Below are 16183 nucleotides of genomic sequence, written 5' to 3'. Positions count from 1 at the left end.
GGGGACGGGTGAATAGTGCGGGCACGGAGACGGAGATGCCTGAGTCGAGCTGTCTGGTCGGCGGCTGGCTGGTCGGGCGCAAGAATCCGATGCCGGTCGTGATCAGCGAAACCGTGGCACTCGCCGAGGACGGCTGTCTGCGAGTGACGGCGTACGAAGACGGCTACGTGATACGTCCCGGCACCCGGTCCGCGGCGGGGCTTCCCCCGGACCGGGCCGCCCTGCTGGACGCGATCCTCGGCGGAGAAGGTGAGTTGCGGCTCCGGCGCGAATCCGGTCCGCCCGCCTCCCTCCGCGGTACCAGGATCAGCCTCGCGCAGATTCGGGTGAGCGTTTCCAAGGCTGCCCACGAGTGCGGCTACTCGGCCCGACCGTATTACGTGCTGTCCAGCATGACGATTGCCGTACTGGCCGGTGTGTTCCTGTTGTGGAGGGGGAACCCGTCCACGGCTCTCCTGCTGTGCGCGGCAGCGGCCGTGCTGGGCACGTGGTCGCTCCGCAAAGCTCGTGTCAGCGCGGCCGGCGCCGCCGAGCAACGTCGCCTCCTCGCGCTGCAGGACCGTCTCCGACGTCCCGGCCGGCCCGCACCGTCAGAGGCGGAATCCTCGCGCGTCCATCGTCTGCTGCCGTGGGCCGTTCTTCTGCTCGACGGCGAGGACTTCGGCCGTTGGTACGCCGACAACCTGCTTGACGTCGAGTTGCCCCGGTGGTGGGAGCAGGAACCAGACGGCCGGGACCCGAGCTTGCGGTTCGTCTCCCAGGAGGGGATGAAGGGGCTCCTGCATTCGCTGCTGCACCATGTCGGCCCGTAGCCGGATCCTCGCATCCCGGGACCCACACCCGCCTCCGAGCCGGTGCGCCGGCAGGCGCCGCCCGAAGTTCAGTTCACCCGGCGCCCGGCCATGTCGCCCTGTACAGCTCTGTGACGGGGCCGACGGGAGAGCCGGACCGACGCCGGGCTGCGCACAGCCACGGCGTCCGTGCCGGAGAGGGCGAGAACGGAGAGCAGGACGAGTGCGCCGGCCGGGCCGAGTACCGTCCAGGGCGCCAGTTCCGCGTATGACTGGTTCTCCGACAGCAGTCGGCCCCATTCGGCGGTGGGCGGCTGTTCGCCCAGACCGAGGAATCCGAGGGAGGCCAGTACGAGGACGGTGGTGGGCAGGCGCAGGAGGGCGTTGCGCACAACGGGGGGCAGTACGGCGGGCAGCAGGTGGCGGCGCAGGAGATGGCCCGGTCCGGCGCCGAGGGACAGGGAGGCGAGGATGTGCCCGCCGGCCCGCTCCTGTTCCAGCAGGGCCGCGGTCTGGGCTGCGTAGGGAGTCCAGCCGACCAGGCAGACCGCCAGGGCGGCGCCCGAGGCCGACGGGCCGGTCACCGCGGTGGTCAGCATGCCGGCCAGGACCGCCGGCATCGTCGACCCCACTTCCGTCAGGCCCGCGCCGACCTGCGTCGCCATGCCGAGCAGCAGCCCGGTGAGCGTGCAGACCGCGGTCACCGCGAGGGCCGTGCCCAGCGTCCGCAGCGCGCCGTGGCCGAGGCGGGCCAGCAGATCGCGGCCGAGCGCGTCCGAGCCCAACGGGTGTGCGGCTGAGGGCGGGAGCAGTCGGGCCGCCGTGTCCACATGCAGGGGGTCTCGGAACAGTCCGACGGTGACGAGAGCGAGCAGCGCGAGGGCGCAGACCGGAGTGGCCCACCGGGTGAAGCGCCCTCGTGGGAGGGCCTGTGCGTGCAGCGCGGGCAGGGCTCCGTCCCGCAGGGCCGGGCCGAGCAGCGCTCTGCGCAGGGCATGGATGAGGAAGCCGGCAGCGACGCCGAGCAGGATGAGGGCCAGGGTCGCGGTCTGCAGGGGCGGCAGGTCCTGGGCGATGGCTGCGTCCAGGGCGAGGCGGCCGAGCCCGGGGATGTTGAAGATCTTCTCCACGGCGACGGCACCACCGACCAGTGCCACCACGGTCGGCAGGAGCTGCGGCAGCACCCCTGCCACCACGCGCCGCAGCGCCTGCCGGGCGACCTGGTGGGGCGTGAAGCCGTGGGCGTGCCAGGTACGGGCCCATGGTTCGTTGAAGGCCGCGGGCAGTGACTGGTCGAGCAGACCCCCGATCATCGCCCCGGAGGGGATGCCGAGGGCGAGCGCGGGCAGCACCATCGACGCGGGCCCCTCCCACCCGCTGGAGGGGAACCAGCCCAGCCACACCCCGCACACGGTGGCCAGGAGCGAGGCGAGCAGAAACTTGGGCAACGCGGCGAGAACGGCGATGCCGATGGCGCCCGTCGCCCGGTGCAGGCGCCGCCGGGAGCCGAGGTGCAGCGTACGGGCGCTGAGCAGTGCGGCAACGGCGACCGTGACCACGAGGGCTCCGAGCATCAGCGTCACGGAGACCGCGAAGGCGCTCGTCACCTGGGGCAGCACCGCCTCACCCGACACCCAGGAAGTGCCCGCGTCGCCTCGCGGCAGACCGCTCAGCCACGACGCGAGATGCGCGAACGGCCCCTTGTCCAGACCCAGTTGCTCCCTTACCGCGGCAAGCTGGGCGGGCGAAGGGTCCTGGTCTGCGGAGCGTGCCCGCAGGACGGTCAGCGCGGGGTCGTTCCCGGACAGCCAGGGCAGCAGGGCCACCGCCGTCAGCAGCGCACCCCCGGCTGCGAGGCGGCCGAGGCCCGCGCGCCGACGCGACGGGCGGGCCCCGGTGCGGGGCGATGTCGCACTCATCTACTTCAGGTGGGTGTCGACGTCGATCAGGGAGCGCTCGCGCGGGTCGAGGAGCACGCCCTCGACGCCGGCGGCGATGCCCTGAACGACCTTCTCGTGGACGAGCGGGACGACGGCGTCGGTACGCAGAACCTGCGCTTCGGCGGCCATGATCTTCTGCTGCCGCTTCGTCACGTCGCCTTCCTCGGCGGCCGACTTGATGGCCTGGTCCACCTTGGGGTCCTTCAGACGGGCGATGTTGTACACGCCGTCGCTCAGGAAGTCGCTCGCCAGGTAGGCGACCGCGTCGCCGGTGTCGAGGAGTGTCACCCGGGAGAACACGAGGGCGTCGTACTTGCCGGCGAGGAGGTCGGCCTCCATCTGTGTGTACTCGCGTACGTCCTGCTTCACGGTGAACCCGGCCTGCTCCAGCTGCTGCTGGAGGACGGACGCGGCCTCGGGCAGTTCGGCGCGGTTGGTGTACGTGGCCAGACGCACGGTCCTGCCCTTCGTCTGCGCCTTCACCTGCGCTGCGGTCGCGGCTCTCGCCCGACCGGTGACGTCGACGCGCTTGCCGGCCGCCCAGGAGACGGCGGGCCCGAACAGGCCCTGCGCGGGGTCGGCGTACCCGCTGAAGACCGAGCCGACGAGCGGGGCGCCGTCCACGGCCCGGCGGGCCGCCGCGCGCAGCGCCGTGTCGGTGAACAGGCCGCCGCCGGTGTTCAGGATGAGGCTGTCGGTCCGTACGGACGAAACCTCGTGACGGGTTTTCGCCTCCAGCAGCTTCGCCTGTGACGTGGGGATCCACTCGGCGATGTCCACGTCGCCGCTGCGCAGGGCGTTGGCGCGGGCCGTGCCGTCGGCTGTCCAGGTCACGTCGATGCCGGACGCCTTGGCCTTCCCGCCCCAGTAGCCGTCGTAACGGTCGAGCGTGACCCTGGACTTTCCGACGAGCTTCGTGATCCGGAAGGGGCCGGTTCCGGTGCCGACCGGACTGGCGGTGCCGTCCTTCGCGTAGGCCTTGCCGGAGAGGATGGCCAGCGCCGGGCTGGCCAGACGCAGCGGGAGCACCGGATCGGCGGCCTTGGTGCTGATGGTGAGCGTGTCGACGTCGTCGGCCTTCGCGATGAGGGTGACGTCGCTGAGGACGCGGGGCTTGGGCCGTGCGGCGTCAGCGTGGCCGAGGGAGTTGACGACGGCTTCGGCGGTGAGCGGGGTGCCGTCCTGGAAGGTGGCCTTGCGCAACTCGAAGGTCCAGCTGGTCGGGTCGGTCTGTTTCCAGGACGACGCCAGCGCGGGGGCCGCGTCGCCGCTCCGGTCCAGGGCGGTGAGCCCTTCGGCGACGGAGAGCTTGCTCAGCACGGTCGCGTCGTTGCTGTACGGGGACAGCGCCTGGGCCGGCGGCACGGCGAGCGCGACTCTCAGCCGTCCTCCCGGTCCCCCGTCCGGGCCCGCGCCCGCGCCTTGCTCGCTGGACACGAAACATCCTGCGAGCAGCGGAGTGAGAGCGAGGGCCACGAAGGCGCCGCGGGGGGTCGAACGCATGGGAGGTCCTGTCACGCAGAGGGTGGGGTGAGCCCTGCGCCTGAGGCGGGCAGCGGGAACTCGATCACTTGTACTTAGGTAAGCCTAACTCGATCTACCTCGGTAGGTGAACCCTCAACTATGAGATCGTGTGCAGCTGCCCAGCCGCACACGAGGTGACGCCGGCCGGGGAAGAGGCGAGGGGCGCCGCTCACCCCGCTGCCGAGGAACTCCGCCGCTCCCATGGGCGATCGAGGACGCCGGACAGCGTCGTCCGGACCGATCAGGGCCTCATCCGGCCCCAGCGCGACCAGGACGCGCGGGAGTGAGCTGAGCGGCGGTGCGTCCTGATCGGGAAGGAGCGAGGCCTCCGGTCAGGGGTTCATCGACCAGGGCTCCCCGGCCCGACAAGTCGTCAGGCGTCCGCCAGGCCGGGAAGATGCTCGGCGAGATGCATGGCGTGCAGCCGTGCGAACTCGTCGTGCGTGCAGCGCCCATAGGCGGGGTGGGGGGCGTGCTCTGCGGTGTGGTTCGCGAACAGGGCCACCGCCTCCGTAAGACCGGCCGCGGCCTCGGTCACCGGCAGTTCCGGGTCCAGGGGCGGCGCTCCGTCGATCTCGGCGGCGAGCGAGTGCCTCATGGCGCCGCGGCGCAGGAAGACCCTCTTGGCGAGGGCGCCCGCCGTCGCCCGGAACAGGACGGGCTTCAGCGCGGGGTAGCCGGTCACGGAGTAGCGGACGGTCTGCGCACAGTGCTGCAGCGTCTGGGAGAGATTCCAGGAACTTCCCGGAGCCAGCAGCTCGCGCTCGGGCCTGCCGAGGTTCTGGTGCAACCGTTCGGCGAGCCGGGCGAGATCGATCGGGGGCATGTCAAGAGCTTACAGTGATGCAAACCGCAATCACTTCGCCCCTCCTGGCCGGTCGACCCGAGGGGGCCGACCGTGTCGTCGGCGACAGGCGTCCGTCGCCACATCACCCGACAGGTCGCCGCCTCGCCGCTCGGCCCGCGCACCGGCCCGACGCCCTGTCACGAGAGCGGCTCGCTGGGCGTAGCGCCGCGCCACGCATCCCACCCCACGCGCGTTCTTCACAACTTGCACACGACAGGATCACCCGTCGATCACTTCCGGTAGGCTCCAGGCGCTCCATTCGCACCACTGAGGGGGGATTTCCTCATGCGCATGCGCCATGCCCTGGCCACAGTCGCCGCTGCCGGCACGATAGCCGCGATCACCGCAGGACCGGCCCAGGCCACCGAGTACACGTCGGCGCTGAAGGTCAAGGGCGTCCAGTACGACGCACCCGGCAGCGACTCCAACCGGTGTTCCGGCGGCAACACCAAAGACGAGTACCTGACGATCAAGAACTACTCCCGCACCGCGACCGTCGACCTCAAGGGCTACGTGGTCAAGGACGCCACGGGGAACAAGTTCACCTTCGCCTCCAGCCACAAGCTCGAGCCCGGCGACTACGTGAAGCTGCGCGGCGGCAGGGGCACCAGCTCCGACGCCGGCAACGTCGTCTACCGCCAGAACTGCAACTTCATCTGGAACAACGACAAGGACACCATCTACCTGCTGAAGCCGTCGGGCGCCAAGGCAGACGTCCACTCCTACACCAAGCGCGCCAACGACGCCGACGGCAACGGATACATCAACTACCACGGCTGAGTTCCTACGGGGTCGCCCCTTGGCCCCGCGGGACGACGCGGACGCTGCCCCTTCCCTCCACACCGGGCCGGAAGGGTCAGCGATCAGGGGAAACGCCGGATGAAGACGTCCGACTTGCCGTTGGTGTCGCCGGGCACGATGTCATCGGCCGTGGAATGGAAGACCACCTCGCGCCCGCCGGCGCTGACCGCGTCGGTCCCGGCCGAGGCGGGCCGGGTGGAGACGATTTCGTCGGTGCCCGTCTCCAAATCGCGCAGCACGAGCGACGGTCCGTTCGCGTCGTATGGGGCGTACAGCAGATGGCGGCCGGTGGGATCGATGGCCAAGCCCCGTACGTTGGGCACCAGTTGGTCGGTGCCCGAGCTCTCGTCGTGGACGTAGGTGTCGGAGCCCGACAGGTAGACGACCTTGCTGCCGTCCTGGCTGAGCTGGACGAGTGTGGCCGCTATGGACGGACCTTCGATCGGGCCGGTGGAGATGTTGTCGGTGCGGTCCCAGACGAAGACGTCCTGTGTCCGGCCGTCCTGGTAGGCGACGAACCGGCCGTCGCCGCTGATGGACGGGCGGGCCTGAACGCTGTGATCGAACTCGGCGACGGTCCGCGTGGTGTCGGCGCGCCAGTCCCGCACCTCGATGCGCTGCCGGGACGGCGGTCGGCTGAAGGTGGCGACGTGGGCGACGTAGCGGCCGTCCGCGCTGAGCGAGGGCTGACTGCAGCTGAGGCCCGAGCAGTTGACGCCGATCGTGCTTGCCGAGCTCACCTGGGACAGTAGGACCTTCGTGTCTCGGAACAGCTGTCCCCACAGGGCGACGTACTGCCCGTCCCCGCTGATCACCGGGCGCTGGATCGGAGACGTGTTGGTGCTCATCTGCGTGGTCCGGCCCGCCTGCAGGTCACGGACGAACACCTTCTCGAACGTGACCGGGTTGGAGGGTGTCAGGTTCTTCGCCGACGACGAGAAGGCGATACGCAGGCCGTCGGCCGTGATCGTGGCGCCGGCGGAGTCACCGTCGCCCTCAGTGCCGTCGGGCGCGACACTGATCCGCTCGACCCCGGCCACGCTGTCGCTCGCGGCGCCCGGCACGGTCATCGGCTCAGCCGAAACCGCTCCCGGCAACGCCGTCGTGACCGCGCAGACCACGACCACGGCGCCTAAGACGGCACGCACACGTCCGGCGGCCTTCCGCTTCTTGAATTCCATTGTTTCCCCCAGCCATGACATCGGTCGCTGTCTCCGGCTCCCCACCGGAGGACCTCAAGCATGCAACCGCGATGACGCTGCGGGGTCAATGCGTCGCACGAAGGTCACGAGATACGTCACTGCATACCGGCTGCATCCCGTGCACACTCTCCGGCCACGCCGTGGAGGCGCCCGACGGCCACCCCTTACCGCGAGGCACGAGCACGCGGAACGCGGCCGGCCGCGGAATGCTCAAGGCCGTGTCGGCGTTCACGCAGCATGGGCGATGCATCCCGCGACAGCAAGGGCGAGCCCGGTACGTCCAGCCCCTCGGGCGCGCGTGCGCGCCTCGCGGCCGACCGGGCCGACACCCTCGCGCGTGCGGCCGCACTGAGCCGCGACTTCGACGGGATCGTCGCGGCGAATGCCCTGGTCGCAGTCGACGACGAGCACGACCCCGAGGGAGGCACCACCGCCTTCGAGCGGGCGCACGTCGCGGCTCTGATGGCGCAGGCGCGGGAGCACCTGGAAGAACTGGACCGGGCGCTGGAACGCCTCGAACAGGGACAGTACGGACAGTGCGAGAGCTGCGGCAGGACGATTCCGCCCGAACGCCTGGAGATACGTCCGGCGGCCACCACGTGCGTCAGCTGCGCCCGGGCCGGCCCGCGCCGGTCGCCGCCGCGCGCCTGACCCCGGCCCCCCGTGGCGGCGAGCCGGGCGGACCACTGGCGTTCGACGAGGCCGAGACTCCGCTCCAGTGCTTCGACAAGCGACGTCCGGCACACCGACACCGTCGTGGGCCCACATCGTGCCTCGGTGTTTCAGGCGATCCCCGGCCCCAGCGGCAGTCCCGGTGCCGGCGTCGTCGTACGTCCTGCGGGTCCATGCATCCAGCGACTTGCAGCCCGGGTGCTGGACTCACCCTGGCGTCGTCCCCCGGCAGAAGCGGTGGTCCCGCTCCGCCATCCGCGTCCGGGGTCCGGCTGAGCGCAGGACGACGTCCAGGACGCGGTCAGGATCCGCGGCGTAGCAGTTGCTGAACCACGCCATGTTCGCCTCGACCACCGCCCACCGGTCGGCGGTGCCGTGCTCAGGTGTGGCCAGGAGCCCGACGTCCACCACCACCGCGCCGGGCAGGCCACCGCCGCACGTGGCCAGCAGATCGTCCGCGAACTCCAGGACGTGGTCCTCGTAGCGGTGCCCGTGCAGGCGCTCGGCGTCGAGACGGCCGAAGGTCGCGTACTGCGAACCCGTGCGGACCTCGCCGTCCAGGATGTACAGGCGAAACTCGGCTGCCCAGGTCACCACGTCGCTGATCTGGACCGGCACGTCCGCCGACAGCTCCGGCCCCGTCGGGAGGCCCTTACCGCTGGAGTAGACGGCGGCCGGGAAGGTCTTGGCACTCGGCGGCTTGACGAAAGCCGGTCGGGACAGGGATCGCGCCTCGCCCAGGGTGGCCATGGCGATGCGCCGTCCCGTGTACGCGTAGGGCAACGTGGCCAGCCAGTCGTCAGACGGTTCCAGGAGTGCGACGTCGAGGGTGTCCACGACGCGTGCCGCGAAAGCGGGGCCGCCGAAGTAGTGACCACCACCCCTCGCGATGGCGGTGCCCACATCTGCGTGGGCGGGAAGCACTTCCACGTCCATCCCGCGCCGACGCGCCGAACTCGAGAGCAGCTCGGATGTCGTGGTGTATTGCGGCGCCAACGCCAGGAAGTCATGCTCCGTCACGATCGCTGACGATGGCACCGATCCGGCCGAACAGTCCACTCCTTTCGCGTCCACACCTCGGGGTCGACTGGCCGGCCGCTGGGTCCCGCACGCCGTCACCGGCATGGGTGGCTGTTGTCCGACCGGTTCGGCAGGCGGATCACCGTGGCAGGCGTCCGTGTCGGGGATCCCGGGGTCAGTGGGCGAATCCGCCGTTGCTCTTCAGCAGCTGCCCGTTGATCCACTGCCCCTGCGGTGAGCACAGGAACTCGACGAGGTGGGCGGTGTCCTGCGGGTTGCCCAGCCGTCCCAGCGGCGTCCGGCGCAGCACATGGTCCCGAATGTCGTCGGACATCCACCCGGTGTCCACCGGCCCCGGGTTGATCACGTTGGCGGTGATCCCGAGAGAGGCGAGTTCGTGGGCGGCGGCCAGTGTGATGCGGTCCAGCGCCCCCTTGCTGGCTCCGTAGGGCAGGTTGCCGACGGTGTGGTCACTGGTGAGGCTGATCACACGTCCCGTTCCGTGAGCGCCCTGGAAGCGACGACCGTGCTCGCGGATCAGCAGCCAGGTGGCGCGCGCGTTCACCGCGAAGTGGCGGTCGAAGCTCTCCAGGGTGGTGTCGAGCAGGCCCGAGTCGACCGACTCGCAGTGGCACATCACGAGAGCCGTGACGTCGCCGAGGCGGCGCCGGACCTCGTCGAAGACACGTTCCGGAGTGTCCGGGTCGGCGAGGTCCGCCTCGACGGCCGCCGTCTCGGCGCCCTCGTCCGCCAGGGACTTGGCGATGGTGTCCGCGGCGCCCGCCTCTGCGCCCCAGGACATTCGCGCGTCGTACGGCGTCCAGTACGTGAACGCGACGTTCCAGCCGGCCCGGGCCAACCGGCGGGCGACGGCCGCGCCGATCCCGATGGAGCGGCCGACTCCTGTCACCAACGCGATCGGCCGGGCGGTGCGGGGCATGGGCTGGGTTTCTGTGGTCGTCACAAGGTGTCATCGTTCGGCCCACGGCAGGGACTCGGCAACCGGTATTCGGGCAAGCAAGATCATCGCATCGGTCGGCTCGAGAGGACTGCTCAGGCGGGCAGGTTCAGCTGCCAGGAGACGCCGAACCGGTCGTTGACCCAGCCGAACTTGGGGCTGAAGCCATAGTCCCCCAGCGGCATCAGCACGGCGCCTTGCTCGGCCAGGGCCGCGAAGAGGCGGTCCAACTCGGCTTCGTCCTGACACTGGACGAAGAGCGAGACGGCGGGCGTGAAGGTGAAGTCGTGCTGCACAGGGCTGTCGATGCACATGAACTGCTCACCGGCGAGCGAGAACGTCGCGTGCTGCACACTGCCTTCCTTGCCGGGACCCTCGGCTCCGTAGCGACTGATGCTGACCACCTCGGCATCGTCGAACAGCGAGATGTAGAAGGTCATCGCGTCCTCGGCGTTCCCCTCGAACATCAGAAACGTGGTGATCTTCCGTGACGACACGATCTCCATGCGGGTGACTCCTTCGACGCTGTGAGGCGGTCGGTCAGCAGATGGCCAGGCTAGTGCCCGCAGCCAACAGGTCCGCCGAAGCTCGCCGCACCGACGCCATCCCCTGCCGGGCTCTTCTCCGACGGCACATGTTCCGGCGAACCCCGTGCGAGGTGCTGCGTGGAACAGTGCGGGTCGAAACCGGTTGGGCAGGCCGGCGAACTGGTCCCCCACCTCGTGCCCGCCGTCCTCGGCGCGGGAGAGCGTCTCTTCGACGACCTCGCCGAGCCGGCCTTCACGCCGCTCCCGGCCCCGGGTACGACGGTTCCGGCGACGAAAAACGTGCTCGCCGCCGGACAGCACATGGGAGTCTGTCGGGTACGTGCGGTGCTGGCGGAAGAGGGGAAAAGACTCCCCGTTACGAGGGGGTTCTCATGACGTCGACCACGTCGCCGCGGCGGAGGACTCGCCGCCTCCTCGCGGCCGTTGCGGCCGGAGTGGCCCTGGCCGGCGTCTCGGGGTGCACGGTGCCCGTCGATGCCGTCGCCGGCATCTCCGTGACCGACGACGGCCGTCTGCTCGGTGTCATGGCGGTCTGCGGGCATCGGATCGACGGCGCGACGCTCTACGTCGCCGACGCCGATCCCGACGAGGAGGCGACGGTCGGCTCATGGACAGTTGACAGCCCTCTGCACGCCGGTCTCACCACGTGGCCTCTGGATCCTCCCGCCGCCGGCTGGACCGCGACCACTCCCCTCGCTCGACTGACCGCCGGCACCCGCTACGCCCTCTACGGGTGGACCGAGGACAACTCATGGTCGTCCAGGAGCGTCACCTTCACGCTGACCGACCGTGATGGACTCACCCCGGGCAGGGTCCTTTACCAGAGCATCTCCGACGACGGCGTGGAGTCCACCGCCACCGTCCCCCTCGCCGAGTTCAAGCGCGAGGCCTGCCGGCACGACTGACCACTGACCGCACCGCGGTTGCGACCTCTCGAGGCGCGTTGCCTCAGTACCAGACGGAGAACGTGGCGTCGGCCCTGCCGAGAGCGGTGGAGATCGGATCGATGCGCAGCACGTAGTCGAAATGCCGGATATAGCGGTCCGGGTAGTTGTGAGAGCGGAACGACGACCACGAAGGGTCGGCGAGTCCGGCGGTCCTGTGGAAGGTGGCGTCCTGGGCGAACTTCGTGGTGCCGTCGTTGACGTCCAGTCGCAGCTGGTAGTACGCGTGTCGTAGGTAGCGGCTCGGGGAGTTGACGGACTGGAAGGAGACTCCCGAAGGATCGGCCAGTCCGGGCACCAGCTTCCATTCCGCATCGGTGTACGGGTCGAACGGGTACGGGTCGATGCGGCCGATGTCATCCGCATGCCGCCAGTACCTGTCCGGGAAGTTGAAGGATTTCAGCCGGTTCCAGGCGGGCTTGCCCCACTGGGCGACAAGGTTGTCGTACACCGTCTGGGGAATCGGCTGGATGGTGGCGTGTTTGGAGTTCAGAGGCTGGGTGCAGACACGCCGGTCGGTGGCGGTCCAGGTGCCGGCGGAGAGGTCGTCGGTCTGCCAGGTGTAGAACAGCGCGTTGGCGTCGCCCCACAGGTACCAGGTGCCGGAGGCCTGGGCGAGGATCGGGGCTTCGATGCCTCCCTGCGGCGCCAGGCCAGGGGTGTAGACGGTGAAACTGCCAGGGGTGAGGGAAGTGGACTTCGCACCCACGAGCTTGTTGTGGCCCTTGAAGTAGAGGTAGTTGACGCCGTTCACGCCCATGGCCAGGGAGCCGTCGATGACGTCGTAGCCCGGGTCGAAGAAGACCTGCGGCGGCGTCACGGTCTGGAAGTCCGTGGTGTAGTTCACCATGATCACGTTGTGTCCGCTGCTGTTGACGGCCGAGTAGATGATGGCGTACTGGCCGCGGGAGGCGTCCCAGAAGGCCTCGGGGGCCCAGCTGTGCGTGGCCATCGAGTGCAGCTTGAGCAGGCGGTAGTTGTCGAAGGAGCGCAGGTCCTTGGAGTCCCAGACGTGGATGACCTGGCTCTGCTCTGTCCAGTCGGTTCCCTTCAGGTTGGTCGCCATCACGACGTAGCCGCCGTCGTGCTTGGGCAGGATGAAGGGGTCGCGCAGACCGCCGTCGCCCCCGGTCGGGGTCACGACGGGGTTGTTCTGGTTCAGGGGCATCCACTGCAGCCCGTCGGTGCTGACCGCGAGGTGCAGGCCGTAGTCCGTACCGAGGTTTCTCGGTGACTGGGTGAAGTAGCCCATGACGAAGGGGGAGCCCGTCGCGGCGCTCGCGGACTGGCCGGCGACGGCCAGCGCGCCGGTCATGGACAGCGGCACCGTCGCGGCCATGCCGAGGAACAGCCGGCGCGACGGGAGGGGGGTTGCGCTCATCTGGTGCCTCCGAGAGGTGTGCGGAATCGGGACGCATGGCCCCGAACCCGCGGGGCCTGTGCCCAAAGGCCCCACGGGTTCGGTCACTCGGTCAGCTCCAGGGAGCCGCGGTCAGCCAACTGGTGTCCTGAGCCCACGACTTGGTGGCGTCCCAGGCGTTGGAGCCGCCGTTGTCGGCTATGTAGGCCGTGTAGTTGTAGTGGCGGAGGTACTTGGTCGGGAAGTTGACGGACTGGAAGGAGGTGCCGACCCCGCTGTTGCCCGCAGTGGGGCAGAAGGTGGCGTCCTTGGCGAACGAGCTGCCTCCGTTGTCGGTGTTCAGGTAGAGCTGGTAGTTGGAGTGGCGTAGGAACTGACCCGGCTTGTCGGTGGACTCGAAGGACAGGCAGGAAGTGTTGGCCAGGCCGGCGCGGACGATCCAGGTGGCGTCGGCCTTGTCGGTGGCCGAGCTGGAGGAGTTGATGCTGGAGATGACGACCTTGGTGTCGGCGTCGTTGTGGCGGAGGTAGTGCGAGGTGCAGCAGGGCGCGGTGGTGGCCTGCAGGGAGATCCGGGAGCCGGGGGTGAGGGTTGCGGTGCTGGTCGAGCCGCCGTTGTAGCCGGCGGCGGTGATGTTGGCCTGTACGGCGTTCTCGGTGGCGTCCGAGGGGTAGCCCGAGGTCATGACGCCTTCGTAGAAGGTGCCTTGGCCGGTGTTGCTGTTGTCGCCGCCGATGCCGAGGATGATCGCGCCTTGCTTCTTCATCGGGTTGTAGCCGGTGGCGTTGGGGCGTACGCCGTTGTAGAAGGTGGACAGGCCGCCCGACTGCGCGTCGCCGCCGCGGATGGCCCACTGGTTCGAGCCGCCCTTGAGCATGGCGGTCAGGAACCGGTTGTTGACACTGGGGTCATTGGCGTTGAATCCGCGGTTGACCCCGGAGAACAGGCCGTTCTCCAGGTCGGACATGACCCAGGGGCCGTTGCCGCTGCCCCAGCCCCAGCCCTTGCTGTTGCCGAAGTAGAGAGCCTCCATGGTGCCGTTGCCGTCGTCGTTGCCGGTCGTCTCGGCGTTGCCGTAGTCGAAGCAGCAGCCGCCGTTGAAGTGCGTGCCGTCGAAGATCGCGTACATGCCCTCCGGCTGGTCGCCGGTGGCGATGCCGTTGGTGTTGTTGTTGCGGTAGCCGGTGCCGGGTGCGACGTAGACGCCGTACGCCTTGTGCCCGCCGACGGTGACCGGCGCTTCGAAGGCGTTGGCCAGGTTGTCGTTCCCGCCCTCGGCCGGCCCGGGCCAGTGGCCCTTGAGCGCCTGGGTGAGGTTGTTGCCCTTGGGAGACTGGTCGTAGATGACGGTGATGACGCAGCTGGTGCCGGCACAGAAGGAGTCCTGCGCGGCGGCGTCGGCGCCACCTCCGGCGTTCAGCGGGGCGATGTCCTTGGTCGTGTTGTCGGAGGCGCGCCTGATCTGGTAGAGCGGGCCGTTGTACGCCCCGTACAGGGCCCGGGTGGTGCTGTGTGCCGCGACGCAGGGGGTACTGCCTGCGGCGTAGATGTCGCACGGCCCCTGGGTGGCGGCCTGCGAGGTGGTGGCCGTGGCGGTGAGGAGTCCTGCGGCGAGCGCGGCGGTGGCGCCGGCCGCCACCAGCGCGCGTCTGACGCTGCGTATCCAAGGTGGCTTGATCACGGAGAGCTCCTTCTCGAGATGGGGTGCGATGCGAGCGTCAAACCGACCCTCGATGACCGGCCTGCCGAACGATGTCCGACTTCACGGACGGCGTGGGTTGCGTCGACGCCCCCGTGCCGGTGCAGTTCCGTCGCCTTCGGCACGGCATTCGGGGGCTGCTCGCCAGCTCCGAGGGTGGACGGCGAGTCGGCGGGTGTCCTGGCGCACAGGTGAGGTGGTCCCGCAGAGAGGTGGCGTCACAGGCGCCGAGTGCCGCCGCGGCTTGCGGTGTGTGCGGTCGAGGCGTGCGGGCTGTCGGCAGGGGGCGCACGCCTGGGGACGCCGGCGTTCTCCCCGGAAGCGCCGGCATCCCTGTCGGTGTGGGGTCAGTTCGTCAGGCGGAAGGTGGCGTCGCCGCGTCCTGTCGCGTTGGTGATGGGGTCGAGGCGCAGCTGGTAGGCGTAGTGGCGGATGTAGCGGTCGGGGTGGTTGCAGGACTGGAACGACGACCAGGTGGAGTCGGCGAGGCCGGCGACCTTGTTGAAGGTGGCGTCCGCGGCGAACTGGCTGCTGCCGTCGTTGTGGACCAGTTGGAAGTCGTAGTTGGCGTGGCGCAGGAAGTAGCCGGGGAACTTGACCGACTCGAGGGAGACGGTGCCGGTGCCGGTGAGGCCGGGGCGCATCCGGAACTGGGCGTCGTCGGCGGGGGTCACGTTGGGGTCGATGCGCACGTCGAAGTTGGTCTGGCGCACGTACCGGTCCGGGAAGTTGTACGACTGCAGGCGCCGGGCCGGGGTGTTGGGCCAGCGGGTGAGGACGCGGCTCTCCTCGGCGGCGGTGAGGTTCATGATCGCGCCGTGTCGCTTCGCGGTGCCGCCCATGTCGTAGCCGGTCGACGGCTGAAGGCGGTAGGTGCTGACGTCGAACGGGTTGGTCGTCAGGATCGGCCTGTACTCGCGTACGCCTTGCGGGTTGTTGTAGTCGATGTAGAGGGCCCACTCGTTGCGGTCCTGGAACTTCATCCAGACCGGGCCTTCGACCACGTTGCCGGTGAGGCCGATGCTGGAGAGGTTGCCGAGGTTGGTCCACGTCCCCAGGATCGAGTTGGCCCCCTCGACGTTGTTCTGGCCGTCGCCGGAGACCCGCAGATAGCGGTAGGGGCCGGTGCCGGCGGGCACCTCGGTCATCTGGGTGTCGACGACCGGGGTGCTGCCGGGCGGGTCGATCCAGATCTGCGGGGTGGTGATGGTGTGGAAGTCCGTGGTGCGGGCGGAGTAGATGCGGTACTTGAAGATGCCGTTCACGGTGGCGTTCGTCGCCCAGTACAGGACGTAGTCGTTGGTCTCGGGGTTCCAGATCGCCTCCGGCGCCCACGCGTTCTTGCCGCCGGGGGTCAGTCCGGCGGCGCCGAGGAGCCACGGGTTCGACCAGGTCACCAGGTCGGTCGACTCCCACACCACGAAGTTGGGGCTGCCGTTGGCGTACGTCGAGCCGCAGCGGATGCACAGGTCGGTCGCGATGATCCAGTACTTGCTGCCGTCGGGAGAGCGCACCAGTGCGGGGTCGCGCACCCCCTTCGTGCCGATCATGGAGTTCAGGACCGGCGCTCCGCCGTTGAGGTCGCTCCAGTGCAGGCCGTCCGCGCTGTGCGCGACGTACAACATCTGGCCGGTCGCCGAGTCGCCGGTGAAATGCACCATCAGGTAACCGGGATCGGCGGCGGCGGCCCGCTGGGGTGCGGTCAGTGCCTGGCCCGTGAAGAGGAGGCATACGGCGAGCAATATCACCGACAGCCGGGCGCGGAGCGCGGTCATGTGGATCTCCTGTCGTTGTGCAGGCGCCACCAGGACGACGGGAGGGAGCGGGGTGGCGGGGAAAGCTCGGCACTTCGGGGCGAGCGGGACAAGTCGGGTACC

The 16183-nt window shown here is 69.5% G+C and carries 14 protein-coding genes; 4 read left to right on the top strand and 10 right to left on the bottom strand.

From position 1 onward, the window contains the following. The first annotated feature begins 89 nt into the window (after positions 1-89). Positions 90-812 (top strand): hypothetical protein, encoded by a 723-nt coding sequence (locus tag OHS82_RS41505; RefSeq protein WP_328435812.1) that lies wholly within the window; start codon positions 90-92, stop codon positions 810-812. Positions 813-880: 68 nt separating this feature from the next. Here OHS82_RS41505 and OHS82_RS41500 read toward each other — a convergent pair whose 3' ends face one another. The 3 genes from OHS82_RS41500 to OHS82_RS41490 form a co-directional block, all read right to left on the bottom strand. Continuing rightward, on the bottom strand, positions 881-2710 hold the full coding sequence (locus tag OHS82_RS41500) for an ABC transporter permease subunit (RefSeq protein ID WP_328435810.1): 1830 nt from the start codon (positions 2708-2710) through the stop codon (positions 881-883). Next, positions 2711-4234 carry an ABC transporter substrate-binding protein gene (locus OHS82_RS41495; RefSeq protein WP_057577276.1) on the bottom strand — a complete coding sequence of 508 codons (1524 nt, stop codon included), beginning with the start codon at positions 4232-4234 and terminating at the stop codon, positions 2711-2713. Positions 4235-4628: 394 nt separating this feature from the next. Continuing rightward, entirely contained in the window at positions 4629-5081 is a 453-nt protein-coding gene (locus tag OHS82_RS41490) for a DUF1569 domain-containing protein (RefSeq protein ID WP_057577275.1), read from the bottom strand. Positions 5082-5387: 306 nt separating this feature from the next. Here OHS82_RS41490 and OHS82_RS41485 point away from each other — a divergent pair, with 306 nt between their 5' ends. Then, the gene (locus tag OHS82_RS41485; RefSeq protein ID WP_328435807.1) at positions 5388-5882 is read left to right on the top strand and encodes a lamin tail domain-containing protein; all 495 of its coding nucleotides are present in this window, start codon (positions 5388-5390) and stop codon (positions 5880-5882) included. Between the two features lie 83 nt (positions 5883-5965). Here OHS82_RS41485 and OHS82_RS41480 read toward each other — a convergent pair whose 3' ends face one another. After that, positions 5966-7084, bottom strand: a complete 1119-nt coding sequence (locus OHS82_RS41480) for a TolB family protein (protein ID WP_057577273.1) — start codon at positions 7082-7084, stop codon at positions 5966-5968. Positions 7085-7342: 258 nt separating this feature from the next. On the opposite strand from OHS82_RS41480, the gene OHS82_RS41475 reads away from it, so the two are divergent. After that, on the top strand, positions 7343-7756 hold the full coding sequence (locus tag OHS82_RS41475; protein ID WP_057577272.1) for a TraR/DksA family transcriptional regulator: 414 nt from the start codon (positions 7343-7345) through the stop codon (positions 7754-7756). Positions 7757-7984: 228 nt separating this feature from the next. On the opposite strand, the gene OHS82_RS41470 is transcribed toward OHS82_RS41475, so the two are convergent. The 3 genes from OHS82_RS41470 to OHS82_RS41460 form a co-directional block, all read right to left on the bottom strand. Beyond that, positions 7985-8797, bottom strand: a complete 813-nt coding sequence (locus tag OHS82_RS41470; RefSeq protein WP_328435804.1) for an ATP-grasp domain-containing protein — start codon at positions 8795-8797, stop codon at positions 7985-7987. 175 nt (positions 8798-8972) lie between these two features. Continuing rightward, entirely contained in the window at positions 8973-9737 is a 765-nt protein-coding gene (locus tag OHS82_RS41465; protein WP_328436172.1) for an SDR family oxidoreductase, read from the bottom strand. Between the two features lie 113 nt (positions 9738-9850). Continuing rightward, on the bottom strand, positions 9851-10261 hold the full coding sequence (locus OHS82_RS41460) for a VOC family protein (RefSeq protein ID WP_057577269.1): 411 nt from the start codon (positions 10259-10261) through the stop codon (positions 9851-9853). 413 nt (positions 10262-10674) lie between these two features. On the opposite strand from OHS82_RS41460, the gene OHS82_RS41455 reads away from it, so the two are divergent. Further along, positions 10675-11208, top strand: a complete 534-nt coding sequence (locus OHS82_RS41455) for a hypothetical protein (RefSeq protein WP_242433068.1) — start codon at positions 10675-10677, stop codon at positions 11206-11208. Between the two features lie 43 nt (positions 11209-11251). On the opposite strand, the gene OHS82_RS41450 is transcribed toward OHS82_RS41455, so the two are convergent. From OHS82_RS41450 to OHS82_RS41440, 3 genes are all read right to left on the bottom strand, one after another. Then, the gene (locus tag OHS82_RS41450) at positions 11252-12628 is read right to left on the bottom strand and encodes a glycoside hydrolase family 43 protein (protein WP_057577268.1); all 1377 of its coding nucleotides are present in this window, start codon (positions 12626-12628) and stop codon (positions 11252-11254) included. 91 nt (positions 12629-12719) lie between these two features. Then, positions 12720-14288, bottom strand: coding sequence for an alpha-L-arabinofuranosidase B (locus OHS82_RS41445; protein ID WP_328435800.1), 1569 nt, complete (start codon positions 14286-14288; stop codon positions 12720-12722). 365 nt (positions 14289-14653) lie between these two features. Beyond that, positions 14654-16081 (bottom strand): glycoside hydrolase family 43 protein, encoded by a 1428-nt coding sequence (locus OHS82_RS41440; RefSeq protein WP_328435798.1) that lies wholly within the window; start codon positions 16079-16081, stop codon positions 14654-14656. Between the last annotated feature and the right edge of the window lie 102 nt (positions 16082-16183).

Source organism: Streptomyces sp. NBC_00425 (assembly GCF_036030735.1).
Taxonomy (GTDB): Bacteria; Actinomycetota; Actinomycetes; order Streptomycetales; family Streptomycetaceae; genus Streptomyces.
This window is presented reverse-complemented; position numbering and strand designations above follow the sequence as displayed.

Coding starts and splice junctions, on each gene's coding strand:
- OHS82_RS41505 (WP_328435812.1), top strand. CDS start 90: ATGCCGGTCGTGATCAGCGAAACCGTGGCACTCGCCGAGGACGGCTGT.
- OHS82_RS41500 (WP_328435810.1), bottom strand. CDS start 2,710: ATGAGTGCGACATCGCCCCGCACCGGGGCCCGCCCGTCGCGTCGGCGC.
- OHS82_RS41495 (WP_057577276.1), bottom strand. CDS start 4,234: ATGCGTTCGACCCCCCGCGGCGCCTTCGTGGCCCTCGCTCTCACTCCG.
- OHS82_RS41490 (WP_057577275.1), bottom strand. CDS start 5,081: ATGCCCCCGATCGATCTCGCCCGGCTCGCCGAACGGTTGCACCAGAAC.
- OHS82_RS41485 (WP_328435807.1), top strand. CDS start 5,388: ATGCGCATGCGCCATGCCCTGGCCACAGTCGCCGCTGCCGGCACGATA.
- OHS82_RS41480 (WP_057577273.1), bottom strand. CDS start 7,084: ATGGAATTCAAGAAGCGGAAGGCCGCCGGACGTGTGCGTGCCGTCTTA.
- OHS82_RS41475 (WP_057577272.1), top strand. CDS start 7,343: ATGGGCGATGCATCCCGCGACAGCAAGGGCGAGCCCGGTACGTCCAGC.
- OHS82_RS41465 (WP_328436172.1), bottom strand. CDS start 9,737: ATGCCCCGCACCGCCCGGCCGATCGCGTTGGTGACAGGAGTCGGCCGC.
- OHS82_RS41460 (WP_057577269.1), bottom strand. CDS start 10,261: ATGGAGATCGTGTCGTCACGGAAGATCACCACGTTTCTGATGTTCGAG.
- OHS82_RS41455 (WP_242433068.1), top strand. CDS start 10,675: ATGACGTCGACCACGTCGCCGCGGCGGAGGACTCGCCGCCTCCTCGCG.
- OHS82_RS41450 (WP_057577268.1), bottom strand. CDS start 12,628: ATGAGCGCAACCCCCCTCCCGTCGCGCCGGCTGTTCCTCGGCATGGCC.
- OHS82_RS41440 (WP_328435798.1), bottom strand. CDS start 16,081: ATGACCGCGCTCCGCGCCCGGCTGTCGGTGATATTGCTCGCCGTATGC.